Genomic DNA, 18,126 nt, shown 5'->3' with positions numbered 1-18,126 from the left:
TGTTGGTGGCGCCGGGAATTTACCCATATCCGGAACCTGGCGCCAGCGGCGTGTGTAGGTTGTTCCTCTTTCTCCGCGTGGGAAATATCTGCATTTGCCACAACAGCAGCCGGATCGATGAACGCTAAATGAATAAAACGTATTCCGGTTTTAACCCACCTCCCGCGAAATCACGAGTACGGTGACCTCAGTCAGTCGCGATCAGTTGCGCGATTGTCGATTGATTGAACAGGACATCTGTACTCAACAGGAGGAAACTCTATGAACTCCGGAATCCGTTTGGCCTTTGCCTCAGTCATCACGGTTTCAGCGGTATCTGTTCCAGCCGCGTGGGCGGAAGACAGTCTGGAACGTGACCGTTCAGGCCCCTATATCAGCGGTAGTTACGGCGGTTACAAGGCCCATGGTGGTGAGTTTGAGGATGAAAATGACCTGCTCGGCCTTGGGCTTGGCTATCAGTTCAACGAATTCTTTGCATTGGAAGCGGAGTACATTGACTTCGGAAACTTTGGCGAGGACGAAGTTGAAGGGAAGCTCAAAGGTGCCAGCCTGAGTGCTGTAGGCCGCCTTCCGTTGACGGAGAGCTTTGGCGTCTATGGTAAGGCGGGTGCCTTTGCCTCAGCCTTCGACGTGGATGCTTTTGGGGAAGGTGAAACCTACGACGAAGTCAGCCCCTTCGTCGGCGCGGGTGTTGATTTCCGGGTGACACCGCAATTAACGGCGTTTGCGGAGTACAACCGCTATAACGTGGATATCGATGAAAGCGATTTCAATGGCCAGGTAACCAACGACGGCCCGGAGTTCGATACCGGTCGTGTTGGCCTGAAGTTTCAGTTCTGAGTGTTATGGCAGGGGCGCGGAATATTCCGCGCCCCTCTGTATCTGGTGTCGAAAAATTTGACAGAATTTTGCATTTCCAGGAGGCGAGATTTTAATTTGGCTCAGGTTTCAGCGGGTTAAGCTAATGGCACCTTTTATGCTGGTTTCTACGGGATAGTCAGACCCCGTTCCTACTGGCAGGGAGGTGTCCCTAATGGTTCGGCAGTCACTAGCTTCCACGTCTAAGCACGCTCATTTCAACTATTCACATCGGCCGTTCCTGGCCATGTTGCTCCTGCTTCTGGCCTATTGCACGCCTCTGTTGGCAGCGGAACTTCTGATTTCGGAATCCCCAGACCGCAGTGCTCCTCAGTCTCTGGATACAGATCCGGTTTCCGGGCTGGTATACATTTTCGTGGGCTCCGCCGAGTATGCAGAGCAGGTGCGTTTTTACCTGGACGGCTCTCATGTCCAGACTGAAAACACCATTCCCTGGGACTTTTCCGGCACGACCCCTGATGATCTGGGGAATCCCCTCGACACTCGCGATCTGGCCGATGGTAATTATGAGGTCCGGGCGGATGTGTATCAGGGAGGAACGGTTGTCGAAAACCTTACATCGATGATGCGTATTGCGAATCAGGCCCCTCCGGAAGCTGGTGGAGATGCACGGCAATTGCACATCGGATGGGAGGTCGACCCGGGAGAGTCCCTGGTCCTGATGTGGTTTTCTCCTTTGGCTGCCCCTCCTGCAAGTGTTGAATACCGTCGGTCGGGTGAAAGTGTCTGGAGCCGGATTCAAGGTGTGTTGAGCCATTCCACAGCTGATGGTGACTATCTGAAGGCGGCTCTGGATGGACTCTTGCCGGATACCGCTTATGAATTTCGTGTGGCCCTGGCAGACGGTGTCTGGAGCAAGGTTTATCAGGCTTATACAGCGCCGGCGGCGGGACCCGCGGACTTTGATGCGGTGTTTCTTGCGGATACGGGACTGGTTGGTCGTCTGGATGGTTTGGCGACCGGGACTGCGCAGGTCATTGAAGAGATTGCGTTGCTGAATCCCCGGATGATTCTGCTCGGTGGGGACTATGCCTATTTCGATACGGACAAGCGCTACGTCACTCTCGAGCGCACAATCGCTGCGTGGTTCGAACAGATGGCAGATATTGCTGGCCAGAGCCCGATGATGCCGACTTATGGCAATCACGAAGTGCTGTTGGGTGAGGGGTTTGAGACCTGGGTGGACTTCTTCCCGACGCCGGACGGCTGGAACGGGCGTCGGATGTACAGCTTTGATGCTGGCGAAGCTCACTTCGTGTCTGTTTTTGGTGTGAACGAGTACCAGAGGCTTTCAGATGATGCGCTGAGCTGGTTGCAGACTGACCTAGCAGCGGCAACTGGGCGAGGCCAGCGTTGGCTTGTTCCCTATTTCCATGCGGCGCCCTTCTCAGAGGGCACCAATCATTCCTCTGCGCTTGCACTGAGAGATCAGTTGGGACCGCTCTTTGAGGCAGCGGGTGTCCAGTTGGTGCTGACAGCACATGATCAATCGTACGAGCGTACCTACCCTATGGTGGATGTTCCGTCCCTGAATAACGCCACTTCCGAGCGACTCCATTGTTATGGAATGGATGACGGTGTCAGCTGGGTCAAAATCGGACCGGGCGGCAAGTTGAGCAATATTTCAGGCGACTTTTCGCCCTGGCGCACACCGGTTCCTCCGGATTGGACGGCATTTCGCAACAATACATTGCATCACTACGGTCATTTGTCGGTCACGGCCACGGGGATTCTCAATCTTGACGTTATCGGCGTTGTGGGAGATGGATCTGCGCCGCTTGTGGTAGATCGTGTGCGTTATTCTGTCGCCGGTTGTGAGCCAGAAGTAGTGACCGCTCCGCGCCAGGTTACCTTGTTAGCTGAACCTGGAGAGTTCGTTTCAGAAAGTCTGGCTATTTCAGGTGAGAGTGGTGCGTCTCTCAATTTTGAAGTCACTCAGGTTCCTGGCTGGTTATCGGTTTCTCAGTTGTCCGGAACGACGCCTGCCAGTATCGAACTGCAGGCTGACACATCGGCTCTTCCGGTTGGCGAGTACAGTGCCATCCTGCAGGTGTCGGTTGGTCAGGATACCGCTACCTGGGTACCCGTCATACTGCGGGTTGGTGGCTCCAGCTATGAACTCATGGTCTCGGACAACCCAGAACGCGCAGGTGCGGTTAGTCTTAATGGCGCTACTCTGCAGGGTGATCAGTACATTTTTACCAGCCCGGATGAAGAGGTCAGTCAGGTGCGGTTTTATATGGACGATGCCAGTGGCACGGGCACCGTTACCAAGACCGAAGGCCGAGCCCCGTTTGATCTGGCGGGCACTGCGCCAGACGATCTCGCTTACCCCTATGCCACCGCAAGTCTGGCTGATGGGGCTCACGAGCTGGGAGCGCGGATAACTCTCTCTGGTGGGCTGGACGTTCTGGTTTCAGCCGGTTTCATGGTGGCGAACGATGTGCCCCGGCTTGATGCCTCCCCGGGCAGCATACTCTTCTCAGTATCGTCCCCTGAGCTGTATGGGCAGCAGAATGTTCTGGTTCAGATGACCGATGGCAGTAATCCTGGCTTCACGGCAACGAGCACCGCTGCCTGGCTGGATGTCAGTCCTCCATCCGGGAGTGTTCCCGAGACCCTCGTACTTTCAGCAGACGCGTCGGAACTGCCACCTGGTGACTATCAGGGCTCGGTGGTTGTAAGAACGGCGGATGGCGGGGAAATCGAGATTCCTGTGCGTCTTGTTTACGACCAGGCTGTCTCATACTCACTGGAAGTGTCCATGATGGCCGATCGCAGCAATCCGATACCGCTGAGCGGGGCAACACTGAGTGGTGACGTATATGTGTTCGTTGCGGATAGTGAAGGAATGAAGCGGGTAACGTTTTATCTGGATGATCCGGATCGCGCAGGATCTGCCATCAAATTAGAAAACCGGGCACCGTGGGATTTTGCTGGTACCGACACCAAACCACCGCGTGATGCCTATGCCTACAACCTGAATGGTTTGAGTGGTCAGCATACGATAACTGCACTTGTTCAGGATGCAGACGGAGAGCATGTAATCCACAGCAGCTTTGACGTCAGTCCCTGAGGGGGCTGACGTCTGCTGGGGGTATTTACTGCACATTCTCCAAATCACCGAACCGGTCGGTGAACAGTGCAGAAGAAAGGTAACGTTCTGCCGAATCCGGCAGGATCACAACAATGTTCTTGCCCTGGTGCTCTGGCTGTTTGCTGACTTTCACGGCAGCGGCAACTGCGGCACCGCAGGAGATGCCACACAGGATGCCTTCTTCCTGCATCATCCGGTGTGCCATATCCATGGCTTCCTCATTGGTGATGGTTTCAACCTGATCAACCATGTCCATATCCAGGTTTTTAGGAATGAAACCGGCGCCGATGCCCTGGATCTTGTGGGGCGCTGGTTTGGGGTCTTCGCCTTTCAGTACCTGGGTAATGATCGGTGAATCGGTGGGCTCAACAGCTACGGTGGTGATCTTCTTGCCACAGGTGCCCTTGATGTACCTGGATACTCCGGTCAGGGTTCCGCCGGTTCCTACGCCGGCGACGAAGATGTCCACTTCACCGTCGGTGTCCTTCCAGATTTCCGGACCGGTAGTGTCTTCGTGAATGCGCGGGTTAGCCGGGTTCTGGAACTGCTGCGGCAGGAAATGGTTGTCCGGATCGGATGAGAAAATTTCTTCAGCCTTGGCAATCGCGCCAGCCATGCCCTTGGCAGGTTCTGTCAGCACAAGATCCGCACCCAGCGCTTTCAGTACCTTGCGACGCTCCAGGCTCATGGAGGAGGGCATGGTGAGTACCAGTTTGTAACCACGGGCTGCAGCGACAAATGCGAGGGCAATACCGGTATTGCCGCTGGTAGGCTCGACAATGGTCATGCCGGGCTTCAGCGTACCACGTTTCTCCGCATCCCAGATCATCGCAGCGCCGATCCGGCACTTCACCGAGTAAGCCGGGTTACGGCCCTCAATCTTGGCCCAGATGGTTGCTCCGTCACTGACGCTGTTCAGTTGAACCAGCGGGGTGTTTCCAATAGAAAGAGAGTTGTCCTGATAGATACGTGCCATGGCTTGCTCCTTGTCGTTTTTCGGCATCATAACATCTCTCACTCTCTGACTGCGCGTACCTCCAAACGGTTCCTTCCATTCTCCTTGGCGGCATACAGTGCTTGGTCTGCCAGCCGGAGGAATTCTGCTGCGGTGTCATCTGGCTCGGGAATCCCCGTTGCCAGCCCGATACTGACGGTGACATGGATTTCATGGCCGTTGAAGAACACGGGCGTATCCTCAATGGTTTTCCGGAAATCGTTCAGACGTTTGATCGTATCCTCGCGATCCTGATAACTGGTGCATATGACGAACTCTTCCCCTCCGAACCGGGACAGCCTGTCTGTTTCCCGTCGGAAGTGGGCCCGCATGGTATCAGCCAGTCTGATCAGGCAGGCGTCTCCCGCCTCATGGCCATAGGTGTCGTTGATTTGCTTGAATAAATCCGCATCCACCATAGCGACGGCGTATCCAGTGCTGTGCCGTTGGCACCATTGGAATCCCTTGCGGAACTCCAGATCAAAGTAACTGCGATTGCCCAGTTGCGTCAGGTCATCAGTCACACTTAATCGGGCCAGTGTCGCGTTGGCTTGCTCCAGCTCCCGATTGAGGCGCCCCAATTTCCGGTTCCAATAGATGAGCAAGGCCGCGAGAAAGCCCACGCCAGCAAGGATCTGCCAAAGAATTGAATAGTCCACGGACTGCTCTATCCGGATATCGCGCCAATAGCCTTCCAGTCTGTTGCGTTCCGCGGGACCCAGGCTCGCCACCAGTTTCTCAAGAATGCCAAGCAGTATTGGGTCATCATTGCGCACAGCGACAGACAGTGACCAGTCGGCGGGGATTCGGCCAATGACTTTGAGGTCTGCCAGGCCCAGGTTCTGGATGTGGTAACTGGCGGTAGCCAGTGTGGTGACATATCCGGACAGTTCACCACCCTGAAGCAGACGTAAGCCTTCATTCTCATCACTGACTTCCCTGAGCTCGAGGCCAGGATAGCGATTCCTCAAAAGCTCCAGGAAGGCGTAGCCCGCAACAACGCCAACAGGTTTTCCACGGAGCTCGCTCACGCTCTCGATAAAGGGGCTTTCAATGCGGCCCAGGACGATATTCGGTACTTCCACGTAGGGTTCGGTGAAACTCATGAATTGCGACCTTTCCGGCGTTTTCATCGCCAGGGAAAGCAAGTCGCATTTTCGGGTTCTGGCAGCCTCCAGAGCCTCTGGCCAGGACTCTGTGGGGACTCGGATGAAGCGAATGTCGCTGCGTTCACTGAAAAGACGCAAAACCTCCGCCGACAGGCCGGTATGGCGGCCGGAATCATCGAGACCTTCCAGCGGCTTCCAGTCGTTGTCGATGCAGTAGGTTATCTGGCTACCGTGTTTTTCGAGCCAGCCTTTTTCAATCGGAGAAAAGGCGAGTTCATTTTGCTGATGAGGTTCCAGGCTGGCTGAGGCACCAAGCCAGCGATCCTCGATAATACGTCTTTCTGTAGGGCTGATGGCTTCGAGCGCGCGGTTAAAGATGCCCGCCAGCGGGGCACGAGAAAGTGCAACACCGAAACGGAGGTCCTCCCCTGAGTGGCCATCAAAATTCAGCTCACCGACGATTCTCACATCTGGAATAGCCTGCTCCCGAACCCAGAAGTTGCCATTGGGCAGAGAGGCGAGAACAACATCCACATCCCCGTGCTCCAGCGCCTGAAACATGGCTTCCTGGGTTGAGTAGACCCGGGCATCGTTGCCGAGAGCCTGAACCACCTGTTCTTCGTAGTAAATGTCTGCGCCGAGTGCAACCGTGCGCCCTCGCAGGCTAGCCAGGCCTTTGAATTCAAGGGAGTCATCGCGGCTGAAGACAACGTTGGGAATGTTGTAATAGGGTTCGGTAAAGCGAGTGAAGGCAAGCCGTTCCTGATTTTCCGACATGTTGGCGAGGACATCAATCTCGCCACCTTTTAGCATTGAATACAGCTCAGACCACTGCCCCGCGACTGGAATGACCTGAATGCCCGTCAGGTCGGATACCCGGTTCAGAACGTCTACGGTCAGCCCCTGCAGCTTGCCGCCGTCTTTGAAACTGAAGGGGGCATAGTCCTTCATGAGTCCAACCCGGATCGGGCCCAGTTCTCTCAGGAAACGGCGAGCTTCAGGGTTAAGCCTGAAATCCGGGGCTTCGGAAAGGCTGACTCCACCGAACTCCTGCCAGCGTCGGAGAAGTTCAGCTTTGCGCTGTTGGGGGATAGCGTTCAGGCCGTCATTAATTCGCTCGAAGAGGCCCGGGTTGGTCTTGGGGACAGCTATTCGCAGGTCTTCGTCGGTGAGAGGTCCAAGTGGGGCAGGCCCGATGACTTTCAGGAATCTGAATCCGGCTTCGTTCGCTGTAAATTCGAGTGTAAGACTTGGCCCGATGATGACATCGACCCAACCAAAGGCGAGCGCCCTGACCAAATCAGCGAGTGAGCCATAGCTCGTAGTTGAAATGCCGTTATCAACCAGAAGGCTCCGATAGTAGATGTCTTCAACAATGCCGACACGCAGGTTCTTCAGGTCCTCCAGAGAATCGATGGCACCAACGGGGTTGTCGCTATCCTGCATGACAACGGTTTGGCGGACATAATAGGGATCAGTAAACAAGAGGTCGTTGGCCTTGTCCTCTCGATAGGAAATCCCGTCGATGGCATCGAGGTGTCCCTGTTGCAACGCAGAATAGACTTCTGGCCATGGGCCAATTCGGTAGGTGAATTTCAGGCCGTTGTTGGCGGAAATCTCCCTCAGGAGATCAATTGAAAAGCCGCTGACCGTGCGGCCTTCGATAAACGAATAAGGTTTGTTTTCCACCGTGATGCCGATGGAAATGATGTCGTCATCGTTCTCGCGGGTATCGGCGATGGCCGGAGATGCGAGGCATGATAGAAATATGTAGGCCAGAGTGAGCCAAACCGGCAGGTAGGATCTGCAATCAAGGGTTGAACGATCAAGCATCGAATAGCCGGTAGTCAGTGTCTCTTTTGGTTGCAGTGTAGCTTTTTCATACCTGATAACCCAGCGGCCGTTGCGCAAACTGAGCTGTTGCCGCAGCCATGGCCTAGCAGGAATTTACGATGAATTAAGGTAAAGTCTTGTGACGTTGGGAAAAATACTGGAAAGGGTGGTTATGAGCGCAACAGACACTTTGGACTGGACGACGACCCGGGCTGCGGTCTGGCGGCGGCATCGCTCGGGATTGCGGGCCATTCGTCGCCTCGATCCTATACAGTGGGATGCCCACACGGGTATTGATCGCCAGAAGCAGGCACTGGCCCGAAATACCGAGCGCTTCCTCGCAGGCGAACCGTCCAACAACGCCCTGCTTTGGGGAGCCCGTGGCACCGGGAAGTCTTCCCTGATCAAAGCTCTGCTGAATCGCTACAGCAGCCAGGGATTGCGGATTATCGAAGTGGACAAGGACGACCTGGTGAACCTGCCCGAGATCGTGGACGATATCTGCGAGCTGGAATACCGCTTCGTGATTTTCTGCGACGACCTGTCGTTCGAAGTTGGTGAATCTGGCTACAAGGCCCTGAAGAGTGTTCTGGAAGGTTCTCTGGAGTTACCCCCGGAGAATGTCAGGGTCTATGCTACCTCCAACCGTCGGCACCTGATGCCGGAATTCATGGCGGACAATCTCAAGAGCGAAATGCGCGGAGGAGAGTTGCATCCGGCGGAGGCGATTGAGGAGCAGGTCTCCCTGGCCGATCGCTTTGGCCTGCAACTGTCGTTCTACGCTTTCTCTCAGAATGTCTACCTGCAGGCGGTGGATGCGCTGTTCCCGGATGTGGAAGATCGCGAAGAACTACACCGGGAAGCCATCCGGTTTGCAACCTCAAAAGGTGTCAGAAACGGACGGACCGCCCAGCAATTTTACCGGCAGTTTGCCGGTGACCGGGGCTGACCTACTGCTTTTTGGCCAGTTTGATGAAACGGTGGTGAATGGTGCGTATCCCGAAGAAGACAAGAATCAGGGTCGAAGGTATCGCAATACCCAGAACCAGAGATTTGTTGAAAGCGACACCTGAGTCGTACAGGGCGTCCAGCCCCAGCTTCAACAAACCAATGAGGTAGTAGGAGATAGCGACCACGGAGAAGCCTTCCACCGTGTGCTGCATCATAAGCTGGATTTTGGAGCGTCGGTCCATTGAGGTGAGCAATTGCTGATTCTGGCTCTGGATGGCTAGTTCAACCCGGGTACGCATCATGTCCGACGCGCGGTCGACCCGGCGGGACAGGTCTTCGAGGCGCTCACTGACCGCCTCACAGGTTTTGACCGCAGGGGTCAGACGACGGGTCATGAACTCGGTGATGGTGAGATGCCCGGACAGCTCGTCCTCCCGAAGTTGTTCCAACCGGCTGAGAACCAGCTGATGGTAGGCGCGGGTGGCTGAAAACCGGAAGGTGGAATGGGCACGAAACGCCTCGATGCGGGCCGCGATGTTGGTCAGTTCCGCCAGCATTTCCTCTTCATCCACATCCTGATTGTCGGCCAGCCCCTGGGTGATAACCGCCAGCTTTTGGTCCATATCATTCAGGCGCGGTGTGATTTCCCTGGCCAGGGGCAGTGCCAGCAGCGACATCAGCCGGTAGGTCTCAATCTCCATCAGCCGTTGCGTGAGGCGGCCAAGCTGGCTGTTGGACATGCTGTGGTTGAGTACCATGAAACGGCCGAAACCATCGCTGTGCAATTTGAACGTGCCCCAGACCCTGGCAGCGCCTTCCTGAGGGCTGCTGCCAACCAACCGAAGCCCCTCAAAGTGTTTCCTCACGTAGGCCAGGTCGGCGTTGGTGTCTTTGTGACCTGGCCGGATCTCCAGATGGAAAGCTGCAACAACAGTGCCCACCAGCTCTTCAAGCCAACCTTCGGGCAGCGGAGAAATTCCGGTTTGGGCAAAGGGATCGTCTGTGCCCACATCTAGGTTCGTGAAGGTGTAGGACGCAAATTCCATGTGCATTTCCCGGCGCACCCGAAGGTTGCCGAAGGTCTGTTCAAAGCAACCTACGTCCTTTTCCGGTACCGGGTAACCAAGGCGACGATGGAGTTCCTGAAGGTGCTCAAACTGCTGCTGGCGTTGTTGTGGTGTGGTCAGCACCGACATCTGGGTGATCCGGGCGGGTGTGGGCAATACTTGGAATGGTCGTGAATGCAGTTCGTTGTAGAGATCATCTCTCAGGGGATGGATATCCAGGTGTTCCAGTCTTGCACTCACGTCGATGTCCTGTGGTCAGGTATTGGCTGAGGGGATGATAACGCGGAAGCGAACGCCGTCAATGGCACCTTCGACCTCATTGGCTGCTGAAACCCGGGCGCCATGGTAGTCAGTAATCAGCCTCACAATCAGCAAACCCTGACCCAGATGGCCCTCACCCTGGCCCTCACGAAGGGATACGAAAGGATCAAAAATATCCGTACCGGTATTGTCTGGCAGTGCAGAGCCCTGATTGAAGACTGAAAGACCGAGATCTGCTCCCACCCGCTCCAGTTTTACCTGGATCAGACCGCCCGGGGGTGTGAAGTCCCGGGCGTTATCCACCAGTTTGTCCAGCATCTGAACCAGTAGTTCGGGAGAACCATACATCAGAGCGCCATCTGAGAGGCCCTGGTAGCGGATCACGTGTTCGCTATCGAGGGACTGATAAGCTCCGGTCGCCTGGCTGGCAACATGGGCAAGATCAAAGGTCTCGTTGTCGGCGTGGTCAAAGCTCTGCTCAAGTCGTGCGGCTTCGCTCATGCCGTTGAGAATCTGGCTTAGTCGGTCCGTGGCAGACGCAGCGCGCTCAAGGTACTGGCTTCGTTCAGTTTCTGATTCACTGTGGTCCAGGTTGTCCAGGGATGATCGCACCACAGCGACGGGGGTCTTGAGTTCATGGGAAAGCCGGCGGGAAAAGCTTTCCAGATATCGGTTATAGCCCTGAAGCCGGTCGATCATCTGGCTGAAATGGCGTTGCAGTTGGCCAAGCTCGTCTTTGGCATGCCCGGGTGCGAGCGAGCCAATAATGCGGCCATCCGGGTCGACACTGGCGTTCACGGCCTTTTGCAGTCGGGTAATCCGCCAGGACAACCAACTGGCATAGCCAAGCAGAACGAGAGTAATGGCAACGATAATGAGTGTGCTGCGGGCAATGACTGAACCGAGGGTTGATCCCGAGAGGGTGAGCAACTGGTCCAGTGACTGCTCCAGTAACAGGGTCCGCCCGCCGAAGACCGGTTCACTGGTGAGCATCCACAGGCTGCCGTCCTGGTGGCGGACGAGGCCCTCCGGGGGCCAGGAGTCCTTCGGAAAACGCATCTGCTCGAAGTAAACGGTTTCCGGTTCGGGCTGGTAGTACTGAACCAGGGCCCGGAGTGCATTCAGGCTGATTTGTTCAAGAACCTGACCAGTGCTGAGCTCATCGAACTGTGGTTGGCGCTCGCTGGAAGGCGCCCGCAGGGTAGCGGTTACCCAGCCTCCGGGTTCCAGAATCCAGGACCGTTGGCCTTGATTGAGTTGGTGGGTAAGTTTCTGCTCCAGAGACTGGTCCCTGCCTGCCAGAGCGGGAAGCGGGGTCAGCGACGTGCCGAGGCTGATTTGTTCACCGTCCTGAGGCCAGTTGACCGTGAACCCGAGATGACTGCCCGATTCCGGGAGAGGCAACTGCAGTTCCAGCTGCCAGTTGTTGCCTGGGTTCTGCCAAAAGGCGGTTATCCGGTAGTCGCGGACAGACGGTTTTTCGCTGTGGACTGGATAGACCCGGCCTTGCCCTGAGGGGGTGATCAGCCAGGATTTTGGTGCGGTGGGGCCGCCGAGCTGATCGGAGGGTGCTTGCTGAAACAATTCCAGGAAATCGTGGGGGCTTTCCGGATTGGCGGGATTGAATAGCGTGGGTTGCAGGCCGGAGACCCGGATCAGCAGATAAAGGTAACGCCCATCGGAAACGGCTTTCCATTTGAGTGTTTGTTGGAGCGGACTATTGACGCTCTGCCAGTCCGAGGTTGTTTCGCTATCCTCGTAATTGGGCCAGTTGCCTCCGTAACCATCGGGACGGATAGCCTGACTCACCGACATCACATAAATCGCCGGAACGTTGCTGGCGACAGGTTCCTGACCAACCAGGCTATCTCCGGCTGTTGCAGCCAATCGTTCCGCCTGGTCCCGGAGCTGATCCCGGGCTTGCTGCCGCAGTGCGGTATCGAGCTCCAGAACAAATTGCAGTCCAGCCCAGGGAATCAGCAGCATCAGCAGGCTGGTAATGAACAGCTGGCGTTTCAGACTCAAGGCTCAGACCTCATGGGCATTCCATCGGTAACCCATGCCGTAGGCTGTCTGGATGCCATCAAACTGTTCATCAAGCTGGCTGAACTTGCGGCGAATCCGCTTGATATGGGAGGTCACGGTGTTGGTGGCGAGGAAGGTATTGGCAGCCTCCATGAGCTGATCCGGGCTGCGGACGTGGCCGGGGTGCTGGGCCAGGGAGTGCAGCATCCAGAACTCGGTTACGGTGAGATCCACGGGCTGGCTGTTCCAGGCTGCCGTCATCCGGTCCACGTTCAGCTCCAGGCGCCCGCGGAGTACCAGCTCATCCGGCTTCTGCAAAGCTCGTGTCCAGGCATCTGCACGACGAAGCAGGGCGGTCACCCGGGCCAGCAGATGGTCCAGGCTCATATCCTTGGTTACGTAGTCATCGGCGCCAAGGCGCAGGCCGTGAACGGAATCGATATCACTGTCCCGGGCAGTGAGAAAAATGATTGGAAGAGTCTGGGACAGGTTGCGCAGATCCCGGCACAGATCGAACCCACCCTCTGGTTCACTTCCCAGCCCTACATCAATGATCGCCAGATCAGGGAGTTGCTGTCGAAGCACCTGCCAGGCGGATGGCCGATCGCCATAGGCGGATACCTGGTACCCGCGACGCTCGAAAGCCGCCCGGTAGTTATCGCGAATTGCGGGTTCATCTTCTATCAGAACAACGTGTTTTTTCATGGTGACTGCAACTGCCCCGGCCTGTTTTCCTCTATTTAACCACGCTTGGTGGGCAGAACAAGGATAGACGGTGGTCACCCGTGGCATTGCCATAATTGATCATTTTTCGCGCCCGGAATGCCCGGATTCGCCACGGTCGCGACCCTTCGGATTGCTGAAATGGGTTCACATCACCCAATCATGCAGCAGAAGGAATCCGACATGATACTCTCGATCCGGCTACCGGGACGTGTGCCCTCAATCACCCGACACCCACAACTGCACCGACACCAATACCAGACCCTGAGAAACATCCTGGAGGGTATAACCCTCTGGCTGGCGGTGCTATTGATGCTCTTCGTGCACCCATTATATGCCGAAGCGGCTCTGTCGGACGGGACCGATGGCGAGAATGCGGGTGTGTTGCGGTTTGTTGATGCCGCCGGGCGCTGGCAGGAGCCCGCTCTGGTGATCGATAGTGAGTTTGATATCCGGGTCAGTGGCCTCATCGCCGATAGTCGTCTTTCACGGCAATTCCGCAATACGGGTGATCAGTGGCGGGAAGGCATCTTCGTATTTCCTCTGCCAGAGGATGCCAGCGTATACGGACTGACCATGAAAGTGGGTGAGCGCACCATTGTCGGTAAGGTAAAACCCCGTCTGGAAGCCCGCAAAGCCTACGAAAAGGCAAAGGAAGAGGGCCGGCATGCCGCGAACGTGGAACAGCAGAGGCCAAACCTGTTCACGGCACGGGTGGCCAATATCCCGCCCGGTGAAGGAGTGACGGTCGAGCTGACATATCAGCAGCCGGTAACCTATCGGGCCGGTGAGTTCGAGTTACGTCTTCCGACAACGCTGACACCTCGTTATATGCCCGGCGCGCCCGTCGCCGGAACCTCGTCGCAATGGGAAGGTGGCTGGGCGGTGCCTACCACTGACGTACCAGACGCCAATGCAATCAGTCCGTTTACCGTCACTGCGGGGGATGTGGACAGTGCCAGTCATCGGGCGCGCATCGCTATGACAATTGATGCCGGGTTGCCGCTCGCGCGGGTGTTCAGCCCCAGCCACCGACTGGAAACCCGCCAGGACGGGCAGGCCGTCAGGGTTAAACCTGATGGCGGAGAAATCCTGATGAACCAGGACTTTGTGGTGCGCTGGCAGCCGCTGCCGGGTAAAGAGCCGACGGCTGCCGTCTTTCATCAGCGGGTGTCGGATAAAGACTACCTGATGGCGATGGTGGTCCCTGCGGTGGGAGAAGTCCGCCCCGTACCCAGGGAACTGGTTTTTGTCATTGATACCTCGGGCTCCATGGCTGGCGAGTCCATCCGGCAGGCGCAGGCAGCCTTACAGCGCGGGCTGGAAACTCTCAAGCCTGGTGATCATTTCAATATTATCCGCTTCAGCAATCAGGCCCAGGCCATGTTTATGCATCCCGTACCGGCCACCGGCAACAATCTTGCCCGGGCCAGACGTTATGTGGCGCAACTGCAGGCCGATGGTGGTACCGAGATGGCGCCGGCCCTTGCGATGGCGATGGCGCAGAGTTCAGAGCGGGGTGAAACACCTGACGCTCTGGTTCGGCAACTGGTGTTTATTACCGATGGGGCTGTTGGTAACGAAGCTGCACTGTTCCGTCAGATTCACGCCAACCTGAGTGATCAGCGGTTGTTCACGGTGGGCATCGGTGCTGCGCCGAATATGCACTTCATGCGTGAAGCGGCCCGCTGGGGCAGAGGTTCGTATACCTCCATACAGAATCCGGCAGATGTCCGGGGGCCCTTGGATGACCTGTTTGTGGCCATGGAATCGCCAGTTCTTACCAACCTTAATGTGCAGTGGCCGGATCAGTCCGGGGCCGCGGAGACGTTTCCCAAACGCCCGGGTGACCTGTTTGCCGGTGAACCCCTGGTGCAGGTTGCAGAGGGCCTGGCGCCCACCGGCGAGTTGAACATTAGCGGGCTTCGAGCTGACGGCAGCCGTTGGCAGCAGACATTGGATCTGCAGCAGGCGGCCAAGGGCGTTGGCATCGGGCGCCACTGGGCGCGGGCAAAAATCGACAGCCTGCTGGACGAAGGGAACCTTGGTGGTGGCGAGGTCGATAAAGCCCGAGTGACCGACCTGGCCATGGAATACGGTCTGATGTCGCCATACACCAGTTTTGTCGCGGTGGATGAGACGCCCGTCAGGGAGGCGGATGCCGCATTGAAAGCCGAGCATGTTCCTACACTGCAGCCGAAAGGGAGCCAGGCGGGCATGCTGCGTTATCCTCAGACGGCCACCTACGGACCTTTGATGACTGCACTGGGCCTGACCGGTTTGATGTTCGCTGCAGCCATTGTTTTACTGCAGAGGAGAGAGTTGGTATGACCCGGTTACTGCTACTGCTGGTTTCTATCTCAGCGACGCTACTGGTGTTCGGACTCTGGATTCCTCTGAAGGCGGTTGTTGCACAAGAACTGCTGGAAATGGCCTGGGCGGAAAGCCAGGCCCGACAGCAGGAAACCCGGCCCTGGCCCTGGGCAGACACCTGGCCGGTGGCCAGATTGAACCTGCCGGAACTGGGAGATTCGATGATTGTGCTGGCTGGTGGGCACGGTGAGAGCCTTGCCTTCGGACCAGGGCAGGTGCTCGGCAGTGAGTCCGGAAAAGGGCCGCTGGTGATCGCCGGACACAGGGATACGCACTTCAGACAGTTACAGTACCTTGAGCCGGGAAATGAACTGAAGCTTCAGAGCCGGGATGGCGACTGGCACAGCTATCAGGTGCTGAACATCAGGGTCGTGGATAGTCGCCACGAACAGATCGATACGGGTACGCTTGGTGACAATACGCTGCTTCTGGTGACCTGTTACCCGTTCGACAGTATGAACGCCGGCGGCCCATTGAGGTACGTGGTTGAAGCCCGGGCGGGCAAACCCGTTATGCGTGATCAAATGCAACAAACGGAAACTGTTGTCGGTACCTGATTTTGGCGTACACTTGTGCGCCAAATTTTATAACTAGAGTTGCAATTCATGGGTGTCATCCGAAAACTTCTGGCCTGGCTCAGTGTGCCGGTTATCTGCCTCTTTGCTCTGGTGCTTTACCTGGCGAGGCCTTTCAACCCGGACAATAACCGCATTCTGGGCGGGATAGTCGCCAGGGTAGGGCGCTGGCTGCTTGGCATGGAGCGACCGCTGGAAGGTTGGGAAAATATGCCCCAGGATCGTCCTACCGTAGTCATCGCCAATCACCAGCACAACGACGACTTGTTTCTGATGGGAGATCTTCTTCCGCCACGCACCGTTGCGGTCGGAAAATCATCGTTGGTGTGGGTTCCCTTCTTCGGTCAGGTGTTCTGGCTGGGTGGTAACGTGATCCTCAATCGCGCTCGTTCCCAGAAGGCTGTAGCAGCCATGCAAACCATCAGTGATGCCCTGGTTCGGGATCGCAAGAGCATGTGGATTTTTCCTGAGGGAACCCGGAGTCATGGCAACGGACTGCAGAGTTTTAAAAAGGGCGCCTTCCACGCGGCCATAGCCTCCGGTGCCCCGGTCACCATGGTCTGTGCCGCCAACTACAAGGACGAGACTCGTGGCTGGTTCGGTCGGCGGGAAACTGTTCCCATGCGTATTCTTCCGCCGGTGGAAACCGAAGGGTTGAGCCCTGACGATCTCTCCGATCTGATGGCCCGGTGCCACAAGCAGATGTCGGACGCTATCGCTGAGCTCTGATCCGGCCCTCAAAGCCTTCCTGAAACGGTTGAAGCGACTGCTCAAACAGGGCAGTCTTTGCCAATCTGTTCACTTCCATCAAAGACCCTCAGGGAGAGGTAAAAGATGAACCTGATTCTGTTTCTGATTATCGGTGGTGTTGCCGGCTGGCTGGCTGGCCTGATCATGAAAGGTCGTGGCTTCGGCGTATTGGCCAATATCGGTATTGGCATCGTGGGCTCCATCCTCGGCGGCTTTATTTTCCGCTTGCTGGGCTTGGCGGCTCAGGGTGCGGTGGGCGAACTGGTAACGGCGACCGTAGGTGCGGTGTTGCTGCTTGCGATTGTTAGCAAGATCAGGAAAGCCTGACGATGATTGTACCGGTTACTGGTGTTTTTGCTGCTGTTATCGGCATTTTGTTGCTGGTGTTGTCGGCCCAGGTGGTCAAGTACCGGCTAAAGTACCGCAAGGGCATGGGTGTCACTGACGATGTGGCATTCGAAGCCGCCGTCCGGGCCCATGCCAATCTGGTGGAATATGCTCCGCTGGGGCTCATCATGCTGGCGCTGGCGGAATTGAACGGTGTGCCGAGTGGGTTGATCTACTGGACTGGCATGGGACTGGTTGTGGGGCGCCTGCTGCACGCTTTTGGAATGATCAACGGTCGCGGTGGCCCGCACTGGGCGCGAATGATCGGGATTCTGCTGACTTGGCTGGCCATTCTGGTAGCGGCGATTTTGCTACTGTGGAATGTCTGGCAGGTCTACGGTTGAATCGCTGGTAGGCATGAGTGTCATTTATTGAAAAGGGGGCCTTGGCCCCCTTTTCTGTACTCGCGGTGATGGCCTTAGCCTTGAAGGGCTTGGGCAACGTCCTGAGTCAGGTACTCAAGTTCCACCCGGCGGTTGGCAGCGTGGTCGTCTAGGGTTGCCAGCGGGCGTTTTGATCCCCAGCCGGTCATCTGGACCTGGGATTCAGATACCCCTGCCTGCAGTAGCTGGCGGGCAACAGCATTGGCGCGAAGGCGTGATAGAAACTGGTTGTAGGCCTCTGCTCCAAAATTATCGGCATGTCCATGGATACACACCCCTACTCCCGGATTCTGCCGCAGGTAGGTCGCGTGTTGTTCAAGGATGACCTGGTCAGCCTTGTCCAGGGAGTGCTTGTTAAAACCATAGTGAAACTTCATCCGGTGAGGGCGCTTGGCCTCTCCGGTGGCAGGGATCGGGCTGAAGCCCGCAGTAACGGCAGCTTTCGCAATCAGTTCCGGGTTGTCCAGGACGAGTACGGTCATGGCGGTATCCTCGATTCAAATATCCGGTTGTTCTTGTTATTCCCTCTCACTATTGGCCGGGGAGGGAATAACCACAATAGGCGAATGGTCGATATGAAATGCTTCGACCTGATGGGGCCGATTGAATGTCATTTCTATGACCTCCGGATGACAGTGACACCAGATTAATGCACGCTGCCTGTCTGAGCGGTTGCGCACATTCTGCGTCTTGCGCTGCTGTCACCCTGTCGCCGGATA

14 protein-coding genes are annotated in these 18,126 nt (G+C 56.5%); 8 read left to right on the top strand and 6 right to left on the bottom strand.

Annotated elements, in window-relative coordinates; genetic code table 11:
- Positions 1–261 precede the first annotated feature (261 nt).
- The gene (locus FWJ25_RS16640) at positions 262–840 is read left to right on the top strand and encodes an outer membrane beta-barrel protein (protein ID WP_149601393.1); all 579 of its coding nucleotides are present in this window, start codon (positions 262–264) and stop codon (positions 838–840) included.
- 265 nt (positions 841–1,105) lie between these two features.
- The gene (locus FWJ25_RS16635; protein ID WP_188093651.1) at positions 1,106–3,955 is read left to right on the top strand and encodes a BACON domain-containing protein; all 2,850 of its coding nucleotides are present in this window, start codon (positions 1,106–1,108) and stop codon (positions 3,953–3,955) included.
- Positions 3,956–3,980: 25 nt separating this feature from the next.
- Here FWJ25_RS16635 and cysK read toward each other — a convergent pair whose 3' ends face one another.
- Both cysK and FWJ25_RS16625 read right to left on the bottom strand, forming a co-directional pair.
- Positions 3,981–4,952: a cysteine synthase A gene (cysK, locus tag FWJ25_RS16630; protein WP_149601391.1), complete on the bottom strand. Its 972-nt coding sequence runs from the start codon at positions 4,950–4,952 to the stop codon at positions 3,981–3,983.
- 38 nt (positions 4,953–4,990) lie between these two features.
- Positions 4,991–7,912: a transporter substrate-binding domain-containing diguanylate cyclase gene (locus FWJ25_RS16625; protein ID WP_149601390.1), complete on the bottom strand. Its 2,922-nt coding sequence runs from the start codon at positions 7,910–7,912 to the stop codon at positions 4,991–4,993.
- 172 nt (positions 7,913–8,084) lie between these two features.
- Between FWJ25_RS16625 and FWJ25_RS16620 the strand changes: the two genes are divergently transcribed.
- A complete protein-coding gene (locus FWJ25_RS16620; RefSeq protein ID WP_149601389.1) occupies positions 8,085–8,861 on the top strand; it encodes an ATP-binding protein in 777 nt (258 codons plus the stop codon).
- 1 nt (position 8,862) lies between these two features.
- Here FWJ25_RS16620 and FWJ25_RS16615 read toward each other — a convergent pair whose 3' ends face one another.
- The 3 genes from FWJ25_RS16615 to pdsR are packed head-to-tail and all read right to left on the bottom strand — an operon-like array spanning position 8,863 to position 12,921.
- The gene (locus tag FWJ25_RS16615; RefSeq protein WP_149601388.1) at positions 8,863–10,170 is read right to left on the bottom strand and encodes a DUF3422 family protein; all 1,308 of its coding nucleotides are present in this window, start codon (positions 10,168–10,170) and stop codon (positions 8,863–8,865) included.
- Positions 10,171–10,185: 15 nt separating this feature from the next.
- Positions 10,186–12,216: an ATP-binding protein gene (locus FWJ25_RS16610; RefSeq protein ID WP_149601387.1), complete on the bottom strand. Its 2,031-nt coding sequence runs from the start codon at positions 12,214–12,216 to the stop codon at positions 10,186–10,188.
- A 3-nt stretch (positions 12,217–12,219) separates the two neighbouring features.
- Positions 12,220–12,921, bottom strand: coding sequence for a proteobacterial dedicated sortase system response regulator (gene pdsR, locus FWJ25_RS16605; RefSeq protein WP_149601386.1), 702 nt, complete (start codon positions 12,919–12,921; stop codon positions 12,220–12,222).
- A 201-nt stretch (positions 12,922–13,122) separates the two neighbouring features.
- On the opposite strand from pdsR, the gene FWJ25_RS16600 reads away from it, so the two are divergent.
- The 5 genes from FWJ25_RS16600 to FWJ25_RS16580 all read left to right on the top strand — a co-directional run bounded on the left by FWJ25_RS16600 (position 13,123) and on the right by FWJ25_RS16580 (position 17,368).
- Positions 13,123–15,270, top strand: a complete 2,148-nt coding sequence (locus tag FWJ25_RS16600; protein ID WP_149601385.1) for a marine proteobacterial sortase target protein — start codon at positions 13,123–13,125, stop codon at positions 15,268–15,270.
- Positions 15,267–15,869 carry a class GN sortase gene (locus tag FWJ25_RS16595; RefSeq protein WP_149601384.1) on the top strand — a complete coding sequence of 201 codons (603 nt, stop codon included), beginning with the start codon at positions 15,267–15,269 and terminating at the stop codon, positions 15,867–15,869. Before FWJ25_RS16600 ends, FWJ25_RS16595 begins: the two co-directional genes overlap by 4 nt.
- 48 nt (positions 15,870–15,917) lie before the next feature.
- Positions 15,918–16,616 carry a lysophospholipid acyltransferase family protein gene (locus tag FWJ25_RS16590; protein WP_149601383.1) on the top strand — a complete coding sequence of 233 codons (699 nt, stop codon included), beginning with the start codon at positions 15,918–15,920 and terminating at the stop codon, positions 16,614–16,616.
- 105 nt (positions 16,617–16,721) lie between these two features.
- Positions 16,722–16,964 (top strand): GlsB/YeaQ/YmgE family stress response membrane protein, encoded by a 243-nt coding sequence (locus FWJ25_RS16585; protein WP_149601382.1) that lies wholly within the window; start codon positions 16,722–16,724, stop codon positions 16,962–16,964.
- 2 nt (positions 16,965–16,966) lie between these two features.
- Positions 16,967–17,368, top strand: coding sequence for an MAPEG family protein (locus FWJ25_RS16580; protein WP_149601381.1), 402 nt, complete (start codon positions 16,967–16,969; stop codon positions 17,366–17,368).
- Positions 17,369–17,442: 74 nt separating this feature from the next.
- Here FWJ25_RS16580 and FWJ25_RS16575 read toward each other — a convergent pair whose 3' ends face one another.
- Positions 17,443–17,889, bottom strand: coding sequence for an OmpA family protein (locus tag FWJ25_RS16575; RefSeq protein WP_149601380.1), 447 nt, complete (start codon positions 17,887–17,889; stop codon positions 17,443–17,445).
- Positions 17,890–18,126: the final 237 nt, after the last annotated feature.

This window comes from Marinobacter salinexigens (genome assembly GCF_008370345.1).
Lineage (GTDB): Bacteria > Pseudomonadota > Gammaproteobacteria > Pseudomonadales > Oleiphilaceae > Marinobacter > Marinobacter salinexigens.
This window is presented reverse-complemented; position numbering and strand designations above follow the sequence as displayed.

What these genes read in the sequence shown, in the direction of transcription:
- FWJ25_RS16640 (WP_149601393.1), top strand. Translation starts at nt 262, where the DNA reads ATGAACTCCGGAATCCGTTTGGCCTTTGCCTCAGTCATCACGGTTTCA.
- FWJ25_RS16635 (WP_188093651.1), top strand. Translation starts at nt 1,106, where the DNA reads ATGTTGCTCCTGCTTCTGGCCTATTGCACGCCTCTGTTGGCAGCGGAA.
- cysK (WP_149601391.1), bottom strand. Translation starts at nt 4,952, where the DNA reads ATGGCACGTATCTATCAGGACAACTCTCTTTCTATTGGAAACACCCCG.
- FWJ25_RS16625 (WP_149601390.1), bottom strand. Translation starts at nt 7,912, where the DNA reads ATGCTTGATCGTTCAACCCTTGATTGCAGATCCTACCTGCCGGTTTGG.
- FWJ25_RS16620 (WP_149601389.1), top strand. Translation starts at nt 8,085, where the DNA reads ATGAGCGCAACAGACACTTTGGACTGGACGACGACCCGGGCTGCGGTC.
- pdsR (WP_149601386.1), bottom strand. Translation starts at nt 12,921, where the DNA reads ATGAAAAAACACGTTGTTCTGATAGAAGATGAACCCGCAATTCGCGAT.
- FWJ25_RS16600 (WP_149601385.1), top strand. Translation starts at nt 13,123, where the DNA reads ATGATACTCTCGATCCGGCTACCGGGACGTGTGCCCTCAATCACCCGA.
- FWJ25_RS16595 (WP_149601384.1), top strand. Translation starts at nt 15,267, where the DNA reads ATGACCCGGTTACTGCTACTGCTGGTTTCTATCTCAGCGACGCTACTG.
- FWJ25_RS16590 (WP_149601383.1), top strand. Translation starts at nt 15,918, where the DNA reads ATGGGTGTCATCCGAAAACTTCTGGCCTGGCTCAGTGTGCCGGTTATC.
- FWJ25_RS16585 (WP_149601382.1), top strand. Translation starts at nt 16,722, where the DNA reads ATGAACCTGATTCTGTTTCTGATTATCGGTGGTGTTGCCGGCTGGCTG.
- FWJ25_RS16580 (WP_149601381.1), top strand. Translation starts at nt 16,967, where the DNA reads ATGATTGTACCGGTTACTGGTGTTTTTGCTGCTGTTATCGGCATTTTG.
- FWJ25_RS16575 (WP_149601380.1), bottom strand. Translation starts at nt 17,889, where the DNA reads ATGACCGTACTCGTCCTGGACAACCCGGAACTGATTGCGAAAGCTGCC.